This is a genomic window from Collinsella sp. SGI.241, assembly GCF_050312955.1.
Lineage (GTDB): Bacteria > Actinomycetota > Coriobacteriia > Coriobacteriales > Coriobacteriaceae > Collinsella.
Window position 1 is genome coordinate 127,178 of the sequence record NZ_JBNPKM010000001.1, and the last position, 19,324, is coordinate 146,501.

Below are 19,324 nucleotides of genomic sequence, written 5' to 3' on the forward strand. Positions count from 1 at the left end.
TGATTGTCCGCACGCGAAAGTCCGCCGACTTAATGGTCGGCGGACTTTTTGTGTGGTGGTTTCAGCTGAACGGCGGGCCGTGCGGCTTAGGTGTGCAGGCTAATCCTGCGTGTCGCCTCCGTACATGTAGACGATAAAGCCGTCGCCGGTGTCCTGGCTGTGATCTTCTAGGATGCGCTTCATGTTGAGGTGCTCGTAGAACTGCCAGTCGGAGTTGCAGTCGCTCATCAGGAAGAACTTGGTGCAGCCTGCCTTGGCGAGCTCGGCGCGTGCAAGGTCGATGAGCTCGCGGCCGAGTCCCTTGCCCTGCCACTCGGGCACAATGATGATCAGGTTGAGCTGGCCCTGGGCATACTCGTTGCCCGTGGCGGCAAAGCGGTCGGCCGTGGCCTTTTCACGACTGTCGCCAAAGAGCGAGCCCTCGAGCTTGGCATCGGCGGTCTTTGCCATCTCGGTTGCCTGGATAAACAGCTCGTCGTAACAGGGCTCCCAGGTGGGATTGGTGCGCGCCTTGCCGTCCTCGAAGATGCCGATGCAGCAGGCGGCGATAATGCGGCCCTCGGCCTCGGCGACGAGTGCGATGGGGGAACGCTGCAGCTGCATGGCGATGTTAAAGCGTGCGCAGAAATCGGCGGCTTCGACGTCGCCGCGGTTGCGCAGCGTGTTGCACCACAGCTGGTTGTAGATGGCGGCGATGCCGGTCAGGTCATCAAGCGTGGCGGCGCGCAGGGCTACGTTCTCAAGGCTCATGGAGACTCCTTCCAAGTTGGGTCAGGCCATCTATGAGTGTGACATGGACGCAGGACGGCCGCATCGACCATTCGGTAGACGAGCCTCGATTCCTCGGGGACGGAGGGTTCCAAGAGAGAATGAGAGCGGATTATCGGACGTCCGCTCGACGAGAGTGGATAATCTCCCACTTTTAGCGCTGATATAGGCCAAAAACGGGAGATTATCCACTCTCATTCTGGGTAGTCTTTGGGGACGTTCTTAAACGACTAGTCAAACAAGAACGTCCCCAACGACTACCATCGCCGAGACCATGGCCGGCCTCTCCGGCACCCGCATCACTGGCTAGTTTCGCCCATGCGCTGGGGTGGGGGATATGCGTCTTTCACCCTTCCTTTCTTTGGCTGGATTTTGCGCTGAAGACAGCGATCTGCATGTCTTTGGCGTAAAGTTTATCCTTAGCACATATCAATAAGCGAAAGGCCCGGTAGTGAGTACGTTCTGCTTCTTCTACGGAATCACATTCGTCTTGGTTTGCATGGTGGCGGTGTGCGTATCGGTATGCGCATACCTCGTCTCACATCGAACAAGCTACTTGACGGTCTCGGCCTTCTTTTTCTTCGACATGCTCGAAAGCGCCATCGTATTCCTCGATGAGTATCAGGGCCGTAAGATGATGGCAGATATCCTCAGCAGACAATTTCCCATGACTCACCCCATAGCGAAACTCGTCCTATCGATTGGAATCATGGCGAGCATGTGGGCATTTGCATTGGCGATCGTAAACAAGACGAGCCGGCTTCACATGCTCGTGCCCTGCATCGCCTTTTCTGCTTTCGAGGCCATGTCGCTTGTGTTGCAGCCCGATTCAATCAAACAACTCGCCTTTTATGCGTTGCGCTCCCTGTTCATGTTCGTGGCGTTTGGCATGATTTTCGTCTGCTACCGCAAAAGCAAGCCGTTGGCGCGAAAGAGCTTCTATGCACGCTACGGCAGGTTTCTTATTGTGATGGCTGTGTTGACGGCGTTTGTTCTGATAGAGGATGTACGCGTTCTCGGGCTGAATATTGGGCGGATCGAAGTCACCGATTACCTGTATTTTGCCTACGGCAGAAACATCCCAGAGAACATCATGAGCGTGGTGGCCGCGATATATACCGTTCGTGCGGCGTCGCGGATCTTGTCGTTGCGCTTTTCTGCTCCGCCCACAACGTCTGGCACCTCTGCCAAGCAGATTGCGGAGGTCCGCTTCTCGGCATTCTGCGACCAGCACGATATCTCCGCGCGTGAACGCGAAGTGCTCGACCTTCTGCTCGATGGCCAGGATAACCGCGCCATAGCGAATGAATTGTTTATCTCTGTCGGCACGGTCAAATCGCATGTTCACACGATATTCCGTAAATGCGGTGTCTCATCGCGGTCCGAGCTTCTTCAGAGCTTTTGGGCAGGTTAAAGGCAGGGTTATAGGGGATATAAGCCTCCGCTTACGGCAATAACCCCGTTTGTGCAGACAAGTTTATACCCGGTGGTGCTATTCAGGTGATAGCAAGCGTCGCGAAAGCGCGGCGATGTCAACAGAAAGGTGGGTTATATGAAGACCTCTATCCCCCCCGTTTCCCGTAGAAGCTTTCTCGGCCTGAGCACGTTGGGCGCCGCGGCTGTTGCGGTGGGTGCCGCCGGTTGCGCCAACAATTCTTCAAATGCCGGAAGCACCGGCAGCGCGAGTTCCGATAAGGCATCCATCGTCTTTCGTAACGGCACGATTCAGACGATGGTCAAAGAGGGCGACACCGCGGCCGCCCTGGCTGTCTCGGGCAACAAGATCGTATATGTAGGCGAAGACTCCGGTGTTGACGAGTACATCGATGACAACACGCGCGTCATCGATCTTGATGGCGGTATGGTGATCCCCGGCTTTATGGACGGCCATATCCACGCTCCGGGCAACTGGGTGACCGCGCTGTACGAAATCGATCTTACCAAGGCTACCACGATCGATGAGTATAAGAAGGCGGTCAGTGATTTTGTAACCAAGCATCCCGATGATGAGGCTTACGTTGGCGGCTCGTTCATGATCAACGCCTTCGAGCAAGAGGATGGCACCAATCCTGGCCCCAACAAGTCCATCCTCGATGAGATCTGCTCCGATAAGCCCATCATGCTGACCGATGTTTCCTATCATTCGGTGTGGGTCAACAGCCGTGCGCTCGAGCTTGCGGGCATCGATAACGATACCCCCAATCCCACGGGCGGCATCATCACCCGCGATGCAAACGGCGAGGCGACTGGCTACTTGATCGATTCTGCTGCAGCTATGGTGAGGGAGGTTGTCTCCGTCGAGCATACGGACAAGGAGCTTGAGAACGCTATCGACAAGTACCAGCAGGTGGCTACGAAATACGGCATCACCGGCATTACCAACATAAGCGTCGTGGGAGATTCTACGGCACAGGATTGCCAGTTCTATACTGACCTTGAGAAAGATGGCAAGCTTAACCTGCGCATGCGAGTACTTCCTACCATTAGGCCCGGCATTACGGCTGAAGAGGCCATTAAAACCGTGAAGGACCTCAAGAAGTTCGATAGCAACATGATCTCTACCGGTACGGTTAAGATCTACTCTGATGGCGTTACCGAGGGCGGCAGCGCCGTGATGCTCGAGCCATATACCTCCGCCGCCGGTAAGGGCGATAACTGGCACGGCGAGTCCGTCTGGGATCAGCAGGAGTTCAGCGACATGGTGGCCGCCCTCGACAAAGAGGGTGTTCAGATTCATGTTCACGCGATCGGAGATGGCGCCGTCCACAATACACTCGATGCCTACGAGCGCTGCGTCAAGGAGAACGGTGAGCGCGATGATCGCCGCAACACCATGACGCATGTGTGCGCAATCACCGACGAGGACATTCAGCGCGTCGTCGATCTCGACATCGTGTGCGCGTTGCAGTTCCTGTGGATGTATCACGATCCTTTGTGCGACCTCGAGATCGCCTTTGTGGGCGAGGATCGCGCCATGAAGTTCTACCCCGTCAAGAATATGCTCGAGGCCGGCTGCTTTATCTCCGGTGCGAGCGATGGCCCGGTCACCGGCTATGCGCCGCTCGAGGAGATCGAGGTGGCCGTTACGCGCAACAGCCCGTATCCCGAGGAGGAGGACACCGATATGTACCGTTGGCCCGAGCAGGCCATCACGGCATATCAGGCGCTCGAGGCATACACCAAAAACGTTGCCTTCGAGAACTACATGGAGGATAAAATCGGTACGCTCGAGGTGGGCAAGCTCGCCGACATCACGGTGCTCGACCAAGACATTCTTCATTGCGATCCCAAGAAGATCTCCGATACCAAGATTCTGTTCACTGTCTCCGATGGCCGTATCGTATACGAGGGATAATCGGTCGAACGAGGTAAAGAGCGGGCGATCTGCTCGGTAGAACGCTAAGGTGCCAGCAGTCGTCGCGATTTAGTGCAGGCCGCCGCGGATGCGTGAGCGTCCGCGGCGGCGCTTTTTTGCGGTGGTCATGGGGGACGTTCTTAAACGACTAGTCAAACAAGAGCGTCCCCAACGACTACCCCAAGGAATGTCCCAGACTGCCGGCAGAAAAGGAACGTCCCTAACTGTCGCGTCCGGAGCAAGACGGCGCCGCAGGTAGAGGACGGACAGCGAGCGGGCCGCATTTGAGACAAGGTGACGTGAAACGAAAGGGCGCTGACCTTCTGGTCGCGCCCTTGAAGTTGAGCGTCAGATTGTACAGGTGCGGCCCGCGCAGCGTCGAGTAGTTACGCGGTTTAGTAAAACCGCGTAACTAAACCCGCTCTGCGATCTCGTGGATGAGGTAGTCGGTCTTTTCCCAGCCCAGGCACGGGTCGGTGATGGACTTGCCAAAGACGCCGCCGTCGACAGACTGGTTGCCGTCCTCCAGGTAGGATTCGATCATAAAGCCCTTGACTAGCTTGGAGATGGACTCGTTGCGGCGGCAGCTGTCGAGCACCTCCTTGCAGATGCGGTGCTGCTCCAGCGGGCGCTTGCCCGAGTTGTCGTGGTTGCAGTCGATGATCGCCGCCGGGTTGGCGTAGCCGGCATGCTCGGTATAGCGCTCAGCCAGACGCTCCAGATGCTCGTAGTGGTAATTGGGGTAGGTACGACCGTCGAGACCAATGTAGCCACGCATGACGGCGTGCGCGAGCGGATTGCCGTCGCACTCGACCTCCCAGTTGCGGAAGATGAAGCTTTGATGTGCCTGGGCGGCGTAGATGGAGTTGAGCATAACGGTGGTGGAACCGGCGGTGGGGTTCTTCATGCCCACAGGCACCGAAATGCCGCTCGACACCAGACGATGCTCCTGGTTCTCGACCGAGCGCGCGCCCACGGCGACGTAGCTCAGCAGGTCGACGAGGTACTGGTAGTTGGACGGGTAGAGCATCTCATCGGCGGTAAAGAAACCGGTCTCCTCGATGACGCGCAGGTGCATATGGCGGATGGCCTTGACGCCCTCGAGCAGGTCGTCGGGAGCCTCGGGGTCGGGGTTGTGCAGCAGGCCCTTGTAGCCGGTGCCCTTGGTGCGCGGCTTGTTGGTATAGACGCGCGGAATGATGATGAGCTTGTCCTTGACCTCTTCGGCGACCTTGGCCAGTCGGTTCATGTACTCAAGCACCGAGTCCTCGCGGTCGGCAGAGCACGGGCCGATAATGAGCACCTTGCGCGCGTCCTCGCCGGTAAAGACCTTGGCGACCTCGGCGTCGAATGCCTGTTTTTTGGCGGTAAGATCGGCGGAAAGCGGCATTTCCTCGCGGATTTCCATGGGGATCGGCAACCTGCGCTTGAATTCCATGGCCATACGGGGCCTCCTCAATCAAATAAGACAAAGTGTGCATTGTCGAATGCTCGGCATTATCCGCTGTCGCACGCTAAAGTGCAAGCCCTCGTCACCCCAAAACCTGCCAAAAAGGGACAGGTTTATTTTGGCAGGTTTTATCTGGGCAAACGTTGGCTGGCCCTGGAATGGAATGATGCCACGCGGCTTGGAAGAGGCCGTCGATTTGGTCCCAGGGGAGGCGGTTTGAGGGTCGCAGAACAAAAAACGGGGCACAGGTTGTCCTGCGCCCCCGTTCTCGGGTGTTATTCGTTCCCTGCGGCAGAATTTACGCCGCTTCGTCGAACTGCGAGTTGTACAGGTCGGCGTAGAAGCCGCCTTGGGCGAGCAGCTCGTCGTGCGTGCCCTTCTCGACGATGTCGCCGTCGCGAATTACCAAGATCACGTCGGCGTTGCGGATCGTGGACAGGCGGTGTGCGATAACAAAGCTGGTGCGGCCCTGCATCAGCGCATCCGTGGCGCGCTGAATAAGCTCCTCGGTGCGGGTATCGACGTTGGATGTCGCCTCGTCCAAAATAAGCGCCGGGCGGTCGGCCAAAATGGCGCGGGCAATGGTCACGAGCTGGCGTTGGCCCTGCGAAAGGTTGGTGCCTTCCTCGTTGATCATAAAGTTGTAACCGCCGGCGAGCGTATGGATAAAGTGGTCGCAGCGTGCAGCGCGTGCAGCGGCCTCGACCTCGGCATCGCTTGCATCGGGGCGTCCGTAGCGGATGTTCTCGCGGATGGTGCCGTTAAACAGCCACGTATCCTGCAGCACCATGGCAAACTCGCCGCGCAGTGCCGCGCGGTCCCAATCGCGTACGTCGACGCCATCGACGCGCAGCGAGCCGCCGTCCACGTCGTAGAAGCGCTGTAGCAGCTTAATGAGCGTGGTCTTGCCCGCGCCGGTGGGACCGACGATGGCGATGGTCTGGCCGGGCTGTGCCTCGCAGCTAAAGTTGTGGATGATGGTCTTGTCGGGCGTGTAGCCAAACTTGACGTGGTCAAACTCCACATGGCCAGGGCGCTTTTCGGGAATCTGCGCGTCGGCCTTCTGCTCCTCCTCGGGCGCGGCCAGGAACTCAAAGACGCGCTCGGTGGCAGCGGCCATAGACTGCATCGTGTTGCTCACGTTGCCCAGCTGCTGCACGGGTTGCGTAAAGTTGCGAACGTACTGGATAAAGCTCTGGATGTCGCCGGGCGTGGCATTGCCGGTCAGCGCGAGCTGTGCGCCCACCACGACGACGCCCACGTAGCCCATGTTGCCCACCAAGCTCATAAGCGGCATCATCAGGCCCGACAGGAACTGCGAGCGCCAGCCACTAATAAAGAGGCGGTCGTTTTGACGGTCGAACTCTTCGATTGAGGCCTCGGCGCGGTCGAACACCTGAATGACGTTCTGGCCGGCAAAGTCCTCCTCGATAATGCCGTTGACGGTGCCCAGGACCTGCTGCTGCTCGCGGAAGTACGGCTGCGAGAAATGAATCATCACGGTCAGGATAATCGCGGCAGCCGGCAGTGTGAGCACGGTGACGCCGGTAAGCGGCAGGCTGATCGACAGCATCATGACGAGCACGCCGATAATCTGCGTCACCGACGTGATGAGCTGCGTCACGCTCTGGTTGAGCGACTGACCCAGCGTATCGACGTCGTTGGTGATGCGGCTGAGCACATCGCCCTTGCTGTGTCCGTTAAAGTAGCTCATCGGCACGACAGCGATCTTGGCGGCTATCTCCTTGCGCATGCGGTAGCAAATCTTTTGCGTGACGCCGGTCATGAGCCAGCCCTGGATGAGGCTGCAAACAGAGCTTGCCAGATACAGGCAGAGCAAAAAGCCGAGCGTCTTGGCGATCCAGGCAAAGTCGACATCGCCGGTACCGTTGACCTTGGCGACCAGGCCTTCGAACAGCTTGGTCGTAACCTGGCCGAGCACCTTGGGTCCCACAATGTTAAAGACGACCGAGCACACGGCAAAGGCGACGGCGGCAAGCACGGCAACCTTGTGTTGACCGATATAGCCGAGCAACTGCCGCATGGCGCCCTTAAAGTCCTTGGCCTTCTCGCCGCGGCCCATGCCACCCATGCGGCCCATGGGACCGCGCTGGCGGGTGGGCTTGGGAATCTGAGTCTTGGTCTCGTCTGCCATTAGTGCTCGCCTCCCTCCATAACGGCTGCAATTTCTTCTTGAGTGAGCCCCAGCTCCTCGGCGGAAAGCTGCGACTGTGCGATCTCCAGGTACGCCGGGCAGCTGTGCAGCAGCTCCTCGTGCGTACCAGTGCCCACCACGTGACCGTCGTCGAGCACGATGATCTGGTCGGCGTGCATGATGGTCGCGATGCGCTGGGCTACGACAACAAGCGCGGCGTCGGTAACGTTTTTGGCAAGCTCTTCGCGCAGGCGCGCGTCGGTCTTGTAGTCGAGGGCGCTAAACGAGTCATCGAACACCAGGACCTCGGGCTTTTTTGCCAACGCGCGGGCGATGGCCAGACGCTGGCGCTGACCGCCCGAGACATTGGAGCCGCCCTGGCTGATGGGGGAGTCGTAGCCGCCCTCGCGCTCGGCGATAAAGTCCTCGGCTTGGGCGATGCGCGCGGCCTCGTGCATGTTCTCGTCGCTTACCATGTCGCCGGCAAACTTAAGGTTGCTCTCCACGGTGCCCGAGAACAGACGCCCCTGCTGCGGGATGTAACCAATGCGGCGGCGAAGCTCGGAAAGGGTCATATCGCGCACGTCGATACCGTCGAGTGAAATGCTGCCGCCCGTGACGTCGTATAAGCGCGGAATCAGCTGTACGAGCGTGGACTTGCCCGAGCCCGTGGAACCAATGATGCCGAGCATCTGACCGGCATGCGTGGTGAAGTTCACGCCGCTAATGACGTCGGCGCGGGCATCGGGATACTGGAAGCTCACGTCGCGGAAGGTGAGCTCACCGCGCGGTGCGCTGGCGGCGGGCAGTTTGGGCGAGGCGGGGTCGTTGATGCTCGTGGGGCAGGTGATGACCTCTTCCACGCGCTCGGCTGCGACCTCGGCGCGGGGCAGGATGACCGAAACCATGGTGAGGATCATAAACGCCATGACGATCTGCATGGTATAGGAGATAAACGCCATCATGTTGCCGACCTGCATCACGCCATCGGACACGCCCTGCGCGCCAAACCAGACGATAAGCACGGTGATGCAGTTCATGACGAGCATCATGAGCGGCATCATAAAGCTCATGGCACGATTGGTGTAGAGCTGCGTGGTCATTAGGTCGAGCGAAGCCTTGTCAAAACGCTCGAGCTCATGCTCCTCGCGGTTGAACGAGCGGATGGGCATAAGGCCGTCGAGCAGCTCGCGGGCGGTGAGGTTCACGCGGTCCACAAAGCTCTGCATCTTTTTGAACTTGGGCATGGTGAGGCCCATAAGCACGCCGACGACGGCCGAGACCGCGATGATGGCCACGGCGATGGTCCACTCCAGGCCGGTGTGGTTGGCCAGGACGCGCATGACGGCGACGATGCCCATGACGGGGGCCATCAGGCACATGCGGATAAACAGGGTTGCGGCCATCTGAATCTGCTGAATGTCGTTGGTGCAGCGGGTGATGAGCGAGGCCTGGCTAAACTTGCCCACCTCGGCCGGCGAGAAGTGCATAACCTTGTTGAAGGTCTCGCGGCGCAGGTCGCGTGCGATGGAACAGGCGGTGCGCGAGGCCACGGCGCCGGTCAGGATGGTGGCGATGAGCGAGATCAGGCACAGACCAAACATCGTGGTTGCCATGCGGCCCAGATAGGCGTTCTGCACGTCGGCGGGGTCGATGCCCTGCGCCTTGTACTCGTCTTGTACATAGCTCACGGCGCGTTGGGTCACGATGGAACCCGACATGGAGCCCATTTTGTCCGCCATATCGTTGGCGCCCTCGACGAGCTTGCCCTGGTCGATTAGGCCGCCTTCAACGCCTAGGCGCAGGCTCTTCATGGTGATCTTACCGCCGTCGGTATCAATCTGCTTTTGCATGTTCTGCGCCGCCGCGGCCTTCTGCTGCATCTCGGCGAGCTGCTCGGGCGTCATTGCCGCCATCTGCTCGGGGGTGGGCATGGCCTGGGCGGCGTTGTTGTTATTCTCGCTGGACGAACCCATCATGTCATCCATGGAGTTGGCGTCAATGCCCTGGTTGAACGAAAGGACGACGGTCTCGGGCAGGCTCACGATGTCGGCAATCTTGCCGCCGTCGGCGCGCTCTTCCTCGGTGCCCTTGTACGTTCGAATGCCGTTATTATCCGCCTTGCTAAACACGGCCTCCACAGCTTTGGCGTCCTTATCGCTCATAAAGAGTTCGAGGTCGTCGAGCGATTCGGTGCGAATGGTGTCAGGTACGGGCGAGGCGATACCGCCTTGCTGCACGCCCACGTCGACGATGTCGCTCATATACGTAGGCAGCGCCAGATCGGCGTTGCAGCTGATTACGATAAGTACGATAGCTGCGAACAGTGCCAGGACATGCTTTTTAAAGAGCTTGAGAATCCTCACTCGGCATCTCTCCTTTCTTGATTGCGGTCGATAATTTCGTTGGCACGCCTAAGAAGGCGCACCATCTCTTGGGTATCTGTTTCGCCGAGCTGCTCGAGGAAGGCCGCGGTGCGGTCCTCGAATTCCCGATGCTTGATTTCGAGATCATGGAATCCCTTGTCGGTCACCGTGACGTGTACGCGACGACGGTCGGTCTTTGAGTGCTCGCGCTCGACCCAGCCTTTGGCTTCGAGAGCGCGCAGGATATTGGCGATGCGGGCGCTCGAGACCCAGGCACGATCGGCGAGTTCGCTTGGCGTGAGCGAACCGCCAGCGAGCATGAGGGCGCGCATGACGGCCATCTCACCACTGAGGGCTTTGTCCGCAAAGCGCGAAATGCGCTGATGCATACTGCCGAACTCGGTAAGGAGCTGACGCCCAAGTTCACGGAAATCGGTATCTTTCACCGAAAACCCCTAACACTAGAAACTATTTTTGGTAGAAGATGATACCCCCATATGCGGGCCTCATGCAGTGGGCAATATTAAGAGCGCATAAAGACTTAAAATAATTCAATTGCTGAAGCGTTTCAAAGAACTATCATGCCCGCGGTTAGGCGAGGGGTTGTCACCACCATGACGACTGGGACTCATTTATCGCCATGTGCGATGCTCCAACTTCCCGCAAGGAGACATCTGAATCAAGGGGGTTGGAGTCATGGCATTTGACTTCACGGGTAAAACCGCGATCGTTACCGGTGGCACTCAGGGCATTGGCCTCGAGATTGCCAAGGGTATCGTTGCGGGCGGCGGACACGTCGCGCTCATCGCAAGGAACGCTGCTAAGGGCGAGGCGGCTGTGGCCGAGCTTGGCGAGGGCAACAAGTTCTATCAGCTCGATGTCGCCGATGCGCCCAAGGCGCGCGAGACCGTCGAGCAGATTTTTACGGACCTGCCGCAAACCAACATCCTGATCAACTGCGCCGGTGTCATCAGCACCAAGAAGTTTGACGAGATCGACGACACCGAGTGGCGTCGCACCATCGACATCAACCTCAACGGCACCTTTACCATGATGAATGCCGTGTACCCGCACTTTAAGGCGGCACATGCCGGCACTATCGTCAACGTGAGCTCCGTTGCTGGCAAGATCGGCGGCGGCCTGCTCGGCACCGCGGCCTACGCGAGCTCCAAGGCCGGTGTCAACGGCCTTACCAAGGCGGTCGCCAAGGAGGGCGGTAAGTTCGGCATCCGCTGCAACGCTGTGTGCCCGTCGCTCACGCTTACCGACATGACGTCGATCCTTTCTGACGAGAACTCTCAGCGCATCATCAACGGTATTCCTCTGGGCCGCGCCGCCCAGGCCAGCGAGCCTGCGCAGATGGTGCTGTTCTTCGCTTCCGACCTCGCCAGCTTCGTGAACGGCGAGATCGGTGACTGCGACGGCGGCATCGTCCTGGACGGGTAATACCCCGCGGTAATCGTTTGGCGGCGACCCTGGCGAATCGGGGTTGTCGCCTTCTTTCTGACATAGGCGCGTGCGGCTACGATTCGCATGCATCCAAAGGAGATATATATGAGTGAATCGACTGCGGTGGAGGCGCCGGCTGCAAAGGAGCCGTTCTTTAAGATGTCCTCCATCCCGGGCGCCAATATTTTGGTGCCGCTTTTGCTGGGCTGCTTGCTCAACACGCTATTCCCCGACCTGTTCAAAACGCTCGGCAGCTTTACGCTTGGCATGACCCAGCAGGGTGCAAGCCCGCTCGTGGGCGCTTTTTTGCTCATCGTCGGTACGACGATTTCGTTTAAAAGTGCTCCTGCCGCCGCTGCACGCGGCGCCATCATCATCGCTGTCAAGCAGATCGTGGTCGTTGCCGTGTCGCTGCTCATCCTTTATGTATTCAACGACAACCTGTTTGGCATCTCTGCCATGGTGATGCTGGCGGCTTGTACCGGCGCCAACAACGCTATGTACGCTGGTCTGATGGGCACCATGGGCAACGAGGCCGAACGTGGCGCCGTCGCCATCACCACACTCGTTGTCGGCCCTCCGGTCACAATGATCGTGCTCGGCGCTGCTGGCCAGGCTCCGATCGGCTGGTCGCTCGTGGGCGCCATCCTGCCGATCGTCGTCGGCATTATTCTGGGTAACCTCTTCCCGAGCTTTAAGAAGATGATGACTCCGGCACTTTCCGCCATCATCGTGCTTGTCTTCTTTGCCATGGGCTCGACCATGACCTTTGGCCAGCTCATCAACGGCGGTCTTCCCGGCATCCTGCTCGGCGTGATCTGCTCGGTGGTCTTTGCAATTCCCGTCATCGCGGTCGATAAGTTCACGGGCGGTACGGGTGTCGCAGGTGCGGCCATTTCGAGCTGCGCCGGAGCCAATGTGGCCACGCCTGCCGCCATGGCAAGCGTCAACGAGGCCATGTACGGTGGCGCCGTGCTCGCGACGGCTACGGCGCAGGTTGCAGCGTGCGCCATCGTGACGGCCATTTTGACCCCGCTGGTCACCAGCTGGTGCTACAAGCATTTTGAGGGCCAGGGTCACGGCGACAGCAAAAAGGCCGCGGCCGACAAGGTCGCCGCAGCCGCCTAATGCCAAGCGGCAATCAAAGCTAAATAACTAGCCACGCCACAGGGCGGCCCCGGGGGAAATCCCGGGGCCGCCCTGCAGTTTCTGTGGGTCTCTGGGGCACTTTACCCTGCTAAAGCTGGCATAACAGCTAGAGTGAACGTCGTACAAAGGCAAGGAAAAATACCAAACAAATCGGTGAACGGTAGTTGTTCGCGCTCGCATTTCCTGCGGATTTGTTAAAAACGCCCTAATGGTATAAAAAAAGAAACATATAACAGCCCTGATGAAGGGGGTGGCTATGTTATCCTTCTCAGACGGGTGAAATCTTGGGTTTGGGTTGCAGTTCCAAGGTGGACAAACGTTTTTTTCCTATACCAACGTGTGGTGAAGAACGGAAGAAGCCGGTAGTGCAGGTCGAACATTCAAGAATTCAATAAGCAGCGGTGTGAGAGAGCGCCGCATTATACGTAACTAGGAGCGTGGTTACACAATGCAGGAGGCATGGGAAGGCTTCAAGGAAGGCATCTGGACGGGAGAGGTTGACGTCCGAGACTTCATCCAGAAGAACTACACCCCCTACGAGGGCGACGAATCGTTCCTCGCCGGTCCGACCGAGCGTACCAAGGAGCTGTGGGGCGAGGTCCTCGACCTGCTGCTCAAGGAGCGCGAGCAGGGCGGCGTCCTCGATATGGACACCAAGACTGTCACGGGTATCGTGAGCCACCCCGCTGGCTACATCGATAACGCCCACCGCGAGAAGGAGACCATCGTCGGTCTTCAGACTGACAAGCCGCTCAAGCGCGCTCTGCACGTCAACGGTGGTATCCGCATCGCTTGCCAGGCTGCCAGCCAGCACGGCTACAAGGTCGACGAGAACGTCGTCGAGCGCTACACCTTCGAGCGCAAGACCCACAACGCCGGCGTCTTCGATGTCTACACCCCCGAGATGCGTGCTTGCCGCTCGGCTCACATTATCACCGGTCTGCCCGATGGCTATGGCCGCGGCCGCATCATCGGCGACTACCGTCGTGTCGCCCTGTACGGCGTCGACTACCTGATCAAGGATAAGGAGGCCCAGAAGGCTTCCACCCCGACGGTCATGACCGCCGACAACATCCGCGATCGCGAGGAGCTGCAGGAGCAGATCCGCGCCCTCGGCGAGCTCAAGATGATGGCCGAGACCTATGGTTTCGATATTTCCAAACCTGCTACCAACACGCAGGAGGCCATCCAGTGGATGTACTTCGCCTACCTCGCTGCCGTCAAGGAGCAGAACGGCGCCGCTATGTCCATCGGCCGTACCTCTACGTTCATCGACATCTACGCTGAGCGCGACCTTGCCAACGGCACCTTTACCGAGGAGCAGATCCAGGAGTTCGTGGATCACTTCATCATGAAGCTCCGCATGGTCAAGTTTGCCCGTACCCCCGAGTACCAGGCCCTGTTTACCGGCGATCCGCAGTGGGTCACCGAGTCCATCGGCGGCATGGGTGTTGACGGCCGTACGCTCGTTACCAAGATGAGCTTCCGCTACCTGCACACGCTCGAGAACATGGGCACCAGCCCCGAGCCCAACATGACCGTTCTGTGGTCGACCCGTCTTCCCGAGAACTTCAAGAAGTTCTGCGCCAAGACTTCTGTCGCCAGCTCCTCGGTCCAGTACGAGAACGACGACCTCATGCGCGTTTACCACGGCGACGACTACGGCATCGCCTGCTGCGTGTCCTCCATGCGCATTGGCAAGGAGATGCAGTTCTTCGGCGCTCGTGCCAACCTGGCCAAGTGCCTGCTGTACGCACTCAACGGCGGTGTTGACGAGGTCTCCAAGAAGCAGGTCGGCCCCAAGTATCGCGCCGTCGAGGGCGACACGCTCGATTACGATGACGTTATGGCTAAGTACAACGACATGATGAAGTGGCTCGCTGGCGTGTACGTCAACTCGCTGAACATCATTCACTACATGCACGACAAGTATTGCTACGAGCGCATCCAGATGGCTCTGCACGACAAGCACGTGCACCGCTGGTTCGCTACGGGCATCGCTGGCCTTTCCGTCGTGGCTGACTCCCTGTCCGCCATCAAGTACGCCAAGGTTCACCCCGTCCGTGACGAGAACGGCATCATCGTCGACTTCGAGACCGAGGGCGAGTTCCCCAAGTACGGTAACGACGACGACCGCGTCGACCAGATCGCTCACGACGTTGTGCACCAGTTCATGGAGTACATCCGCATGAACGACACCTACCGCAACTCCGTGCCCACGACCTCGGTTCTGACCATTACCTCCAACGTCGTGTACGGTAAGAAGACCGGCTCCACGCCCGACGGCCGCAAGGCTGGCCAGCCGTTCGCCCCGGGTGCTAACCCCATGCACAAGCGCGATAGCCACGGCGCCATCGCTTCGCTGTCTTCGGTTTCCAAGCTCCCGTTCCGCGATGCCCAGGACGGCATCTCCAACACCTTCTCCATCATCCCGGGCGCGCTCGGCAAGGAGGACCAAGTGTTCTTTGGTGATATCGACCTTGATCAGCTGGGCGAGTAACTATTGTTAGTGCTATACTAACAATAACGATTACTGATTAGTGCACCGGTTTCGTCCGGCGCCTATCGATTGAAGGAGACACATTATGAAGGTTTCTGAAGTTTCCGAGACTCAGGCCGACAACCTGGTCCACATGCTCGACGCTTACGCCGAGAAGGGTGGCCACCACCTGAACATCAACGTCTTCAACCGTGAGACGCTGCTCGACGCTCAGGCTCACCCCGAGAAGTACCCGCAGCTGACCATCCGCGTTTCCGGCTATGCCGTGAACTTCCACACGCTCACCAAGGAGCAGCAGGACGAGGTCATTTCGCGTACCTTCCACAACAAGTTCTAAAGGGACTCAACTCCCACCGGAGACCCGGTAAGGCCTACGCACTTTGCCTCTCAAACGTCCTCGCCGCTTCGCGGCTGCGGAATGTTTGCGAGGCAAAGTGCTCCCGGCCTTGCCGGGTCTCCTGCGTTATCGCACTTTAGGGAACCACGCTAAATTAAATTGGTGTCCTCGGACATGCAAGAAGCCCTCGCTGCGCACTTCGTGCGGCGAGGGCTTCTTGCGTCCTACGGAATGTTTTGGGAGGTAGCCCAAACAGCCCCGGCGGGGGTCCTGTGTAGTCACCCTTTAGGCGGAACTCTCCTAATGGGTTGAGCGTTCTGGATACTTACTTGCTACCGTTTATCGCGTATAGCTACCGTTTGCGGAGTAAGTAACACTTAGTAATAAACCGTGTAAAATCTCAGTTAAGAACGGAGTTTTCCAGGGAGACGCTGTCCTTTGTTTTGTGCAAGGGACGGCGTCTCTTTGGCGCTTGGAGGCCGTTCTGTAGCAGGACGGCGGACGTGCGTCACATATTAAAAAGTCAACGTCGAGATGGGTCGTGATAAGAATGGGCAAGTACGTAATCGTGGTTGAATCTGGTTCGGATGTGACGCCAGAGCTCTGCGAACGCTACGGCATCGTGCGTGTGCCCATGCATGTCACGATTGGTGACGAGACCGTCGAGGACGGCTCGATCGATCCGCTCGAGATCTATTCGCGCTGCAACGAGTTTGGCGTGATGCCCAAGACCAGCGGCTGCGCGCCGGCAGATTTCTCTCGCGTGTACGACCGCATTCACGCCGAACAGCCCGACGCGACCATTTTGCATCTTGCGTATTCCGAGGCCACGACCTGTTCGCATCAGTCCTCGAAGATCGCGGCAGAGGGGCGCGACTACGTGTTCTCCATGGACACGCGTTTTGTCTCGGTGGGCCAGTCGCTTGTTGTCGTCGAGACCGCCAAATACATCGAGGCTCATCCCGATGCCACCGTCGACGAGATCTTCGCCTTCGCGAGCTCCGTTATGGACCGCGTGTTGCTGGGCTTTGTTCCTACCGACCTTGCCTTCCTTAAGGCGGGCGGTCGCTTGTCCAACGTCGCGTTCCTAGGCGCCCATCTGCTCAAGATTAAGCCTTGCATTGAGGTAACGGGTGGCAAGTTCGTGGCGACCAAGAAGTTCCGCGGCTCTATGCTCAAGTGCGCCCGCGCCTTTATTGACCACATGGTTGCGAAGGGCGAAATTGACTACTCGCACATTGGCCTGGCGTATTCGGTAGGCCTTTCCGAGGAGCTGCGCGACGACATGGAAGTCTATGCGCACGACCTGGGCTTTAAGGACGTTACCTGGACTCAGGTCGGCGGCGTCATCTCGAGCCATTGCGGCCCGACCGCCTTCGGCGCGGTGCTCACGCTCAAGGCGTAACGCCTGGCGTCTATCGATTTCTATTGCCTCGGCGGCGGGCGGGTTGCGACAACCTTCCCGCCGCTTTTGCATGGGGCCAAATAGGACAATCCAATTGACCGCTAAACCGTTTCGCCATCAAGCATATAGGCTAGAATGACTCTGGCATTTATGTAGCTAAAACCAATGAGAGGCAAGGTAGCGGGAATGGCTGAGATGAAGCTCGAGGGCATGGACGCTCGTCCTGAGGACTCCGCGTTTGCCCTGGGCCGCGTGCATTCGATCGAGACGATGGGAACGGTCGATGGACCCGGCATCCGCTTTGTGGTGTTTGTTCAGGGCTGCCCCATGCGCTGTGCGTATTGCCACAACCCCGATACCTGGTCGGTTAACGGCGGCACCATGGTGACCGTCGAGCACCTGATAGACGAGTTCCAGAGCAACCATGAGTTTTACCGCAGCGGTGGTATTACGGTATCCGGCGGCGAGCCGCTCCTGCAGCCTGAGTTCTTGGCCGACCTGTTCCGCGCAATGCACAACAACCCCGATGGTCGCGTACATACCTGCTTGGATAGTTGCGGCTATGCGTTCGACCCCGCGCATCCCGAGAAGTTCGATGCCGTACTCAACGAGACCGATATGGTGCTGCTCGACATTAAACACGCCGATCCCGTCGAGCATAAAAAGCTGACCGGTTGCGATCCTGCGCGCATCCTGGTGTTTGGCGATGAGCTGGCGCGTCGCAGGATCAAGGTCGTTATCCGTCACGTGGTAGTACCGGGCATTACCGACACGGCAGAGGAGTGCGAGGCACTCGGTCGTCTGATTGCCCCGTGGCATAACGTGGTGGGCCTGGAAATGCTGCCGTATCACACGATGGGCGTCGTCAAGTATGAACAGTTGGGGATTCCCTATAAGCTCGAGGGCGTTCCACAGATGGATGTCGCGCGCATCCCCGAGCTGCGCAACGCCGTCATGACGGGCATGAAAAAGCGCCGCGCGGAACTCAAAAACGCCATCGGCTAGGGGTAGCTCATTTGGGGCCGGTAGGGTGGAGAAGTAGCTAAAAGAGCCCCGTCCTAAAAAGACTGCTCTCTGGGTTGCGGTGAGATGCGCAACAGAATCGTGCCATTTGGATAAATACGCTTGTGGTTTCTTTAAAGACACCTTAAACGCTTCTGAATATCTTTGGAAAGAAATGCCTGCTCGGTATTATGCTGCTCGTATATGAACGGGAGCAATCAGGAGACCACGTGCGAAACAACGCATCGCGGGACGAGCATGTGCCGCAGCATAGCAGCAGATATGAGACGAAGGGCACGTCTTCGCGTGGCCTTGCCGACGCTCGCATCCGCGTGACGAAGATTGTCGCCATCGGGATGCTAACGTTGGCGGTTATTATCCTCGGAATTACCGCTAAAACCTACGCGTCGGAGCGAATGGCACACTCAGATGCGTCAACGGTACAGACGCAAAACAAAAAGGTCTCTAAATCTAAAGCCACCGCAAGTCAAACCCTGTCGACAGCGAGCCTCAAGACGAGGCTTTCGAAGGCGGACTTTAACGATATTCCCTCAGGCGATACCGTGCAGACCTTCTCACTGGTTGATGACCAGATCCCCGTCCTTGAGGATGAGAGCCTCGCCGCGCTCCAAGATACCCTTGATCAGGCCCAGGAATTGGGCGACGTGGGTGTGGTGTTTTACGATCTGTCGAGCGGCAAGGGCGTGACGTATAACGCGGACGCCGAGGTGTACGGTGCGAGCAGCTACAAGGCGCTCTATGTACTCTACGTCTGCGAGTTACTGGTCGAGACAGGGCAAGTATCGCTCGATGATACTCTGGGCACCTATGGCGGCTACAGTATGGGCTGGCTGACGGTTCGCGACCTGATCGAGACCTCGGTCGTCAACTCGGATAACGACTCGTTTATCGCGTTGCGTGCAACGTTTGATCAAGATGGCTACGAGGATTGGATTGCCGCACTCGGCGTCGAAGACGAGGTCGCGCTCGATCCAATGAGCGATTTCCCAACCTACTGCCCGCGCACCTCGGCCAAGTTGTGGCGCGAGATGAGCGAGTATTTGAGCCGCGAGAGCGAGATGTCGCAATGGCTGTCGGGCCTTCTGGCCTCTACGACCCGGTCCTTTATCCGTGACGGCATTGCGGACGACCATGCCATGGTGCGTAACAAGGCCGGTTGGATCAGCGAGGCAGGTTGCAATGCGACGTGCGATGCTGGCCTCATCGATGTCGATGGCGACACCTACATTATGAGCATCATGTCATCGATGCCGTGGAGTGACCGTTCGAGTGAGGCCGTGGCCGCCATCGCCAAGGCACTCTACGATACCCGCGCTGCGCTGGCCTAACGGCTTCGTATTGCGCGGTTGAGTCAAAATGCTGGTACC

General features: G+C 58.4%; 14 protein-coding genes. 9 read left to right on the forward strand and 5 right to left on the reverse strand.

Going from position 1 to position 19,324, the window contains the following annotated elements; genetic code table 11:
- Positions 1-99: 99 nt before the first annotated feature.
- A complete protein-coding gene (locus ACQQ92_RS00565; protein ID WP_427795516.1) occupies positions 100-750 on the reverse strand; it encodes an N-acetyltransferase family protein in 651 nt (216 codons plus the stop codon).
- 574 nt (positions 751-1,324) lie between these two features.
- Between ACQQ92_RS00565 and ACQQ92_RS00570 the strand changes: the two genes are divergently transcribed.
- Entirely contained in the window at positions 1,325-2,182 is an 858-nt protein-coding gene (locus ACQQ92_RS00570) for a LuxR C-terminal-related transcriptional regulator (protein ID WP_427795517.1), read from the forward strand.
- Positions 2,183-2,320: 138 nt separating this feature from the next.
- Positions 2,321-4,123 carry an amidohydrolase gene (locus tag ACQQ92_RS00575; protein WP_427795518.1) on the forward strand — a complete coding sequence of 601 codons (1,803 nt, stop codon included), beginning with the start codon at positions 2,321-2,323 and terminating at the stop codon, positions 4,121-4,123.
- Positions 4,124-4,535: 412 nt separating this feature from the next.
- Here the strand turns inward: ACQQ92_RS00575 and ACQQ92_RS00580 are convergent, their stop codons facing one another.
- The 4 genes from ACQQ92_RS00580 to ACQQ92_RS00595 form a co-directional block, all read right to left on the reverse strand.
- Complete coding sequence (locus tag ACQQ92_RS00580; protein ID WP_427795519.1) at positions 4,536-5,567, reverse strand: 3-deoxy-7-phosphoheptulonate synthase; 1,032 nt, start codon at positions 5,565-5,567, stop codon at positions 4,536-4,538.
- 304 nt (positions 5,568-5,871) lie between these two features.
- Positions 5,872-7,728, reverse strand: a complete 1,857-nt coding sequence (locus ACQQ92_RS00585; RefSeq protein WP_427718168.1) for an ABC transporter ATP-binding protein — start codon at positions 7,726-7,728, stop codon at positions 5,872-5,874.
- Positions 7,728-10,094: an ABC transporter ATP-binding protein gene (locus ACQQ92_RS00590; RefSeq protein ID WP_427795520.1), complete on the reverse strand. Its 2,367-nt coding sequence runs from the start codon at positions 10,092-10,094 to the stop codon at positions 7,728-7,730. Before ACQQ92_RS00590 ends, ACQQ92_RS00585 begins: the two co-directional genes overlap by 1 nt.
- Entirely contained in the window at positions 10,091-10,540 is a 450-nt protein-coding gene (locus tag ACQQ92_RS00595; RefSeq protein WP_154514934.1) for a MarR family winged helix-turn-helix transcriptional regulator, read from the reverse strand. The genes ACQQ92_RS00590 and ACQQ92_RS00595 overlap by 4 nt, the downstream gene beginning before the upstream one ends.
- Positions 10,541-10,790: 250 nt before the next feature.
- Here ACQQ92_RS00595 and ACQQ92_RS00600 point away from each other — a divergent pair, with 250 nt between their 5' ends.
- The 7 genes from ACQQ92_RS00600 (at position 10,791) to ACQQ92_RS00630 (ending at position 19,285) form a co-directional block, all read left to right on the forward strand.
- Entirely contained in the window at positions 10,791-11,540 is a 750-nt protein-coding gene (locus ACQQ92_RS00600; protein WP_427728112.1) for an SDR family NAD(P)-dependent oxidoreductase, read from the forward strand.
- Positions 11,541-11,648: 108 nt separating this feature from the next.
- Entirely contained in the window at positions 11,649-12,671 is a 1,023-nt protein-coding gene (locus ACQQ92_RS00605; RefSeq protein ID WP_427795521.1) for a 2-keto-3-deoxygluconate permease, read from the forward strand.
- A gap of 469 nt (positions 12,672-13,140) precedes the next feature.
- The gene (pflB, locus tag ACQQ92_RS00610) at positions 13,141-15,192 is read left to right on the forward strand and encodes a formate C-acetyltransferase (protein WP_427795522.1); all 2,052 of its coding nucleotides are present in this window, start codon (positions 13,141-13,143) and stop codon (positions 15,190-15,192) included.
- An 85-nt stretch (positions 15,193-15,277) separates the two neighbouring features.
- Positions 15,278-15,529 carry an autonomous glycyl radical cofactor GrcA3 gene (gene grcA3 / locus ACQQ92_RS00615; protein WP_055252439.1) on the forward strand — a complete coding sequence of 84 codons (252 nt, stop codon included), beginning with the start codon at positions 15,278-15,280 and terminating at the stop codon, positions 15,527-15,529.
- 550 nt (positions 15,530-16,079) lie between these two features.
- Entirely contained in the window at positions 16,080-16,934 is an 855-nt protein-coding gene (locus tag ACQQ92_RS00620) for a DegV family protein (RefSeq protein ID WP_427795523.1), read from the forward strand.
- Positions 16,935-17,120: 186 nt separating this feature from the next.
- Complete coding sequence (gene pflA, locus ACQQ92_RS00625; protein ID WP_427795524.1) at positions 17,121-17,939, forward strand: pyruvate formate-lyase-activating protein; 819 nt, start codon at positions 17,121-17,123, stop codon at positions 17,937-17,939.
- A gap of 227 nt (positions 17,940-18,166) precedes the next feature.
- On the forward strand, positions 18,167-19,285 hold the full coding sequence (locus tag ACQQ92_RS00630) for a serine hydrolase (protein WP_427795525.1): 1,119 nt from the start codon (positions 18,167-18,169) through the stop codon (positions 19,283-19,285).
- Positions 19,286-19,324: the final 39 nt, after the last annotated feature.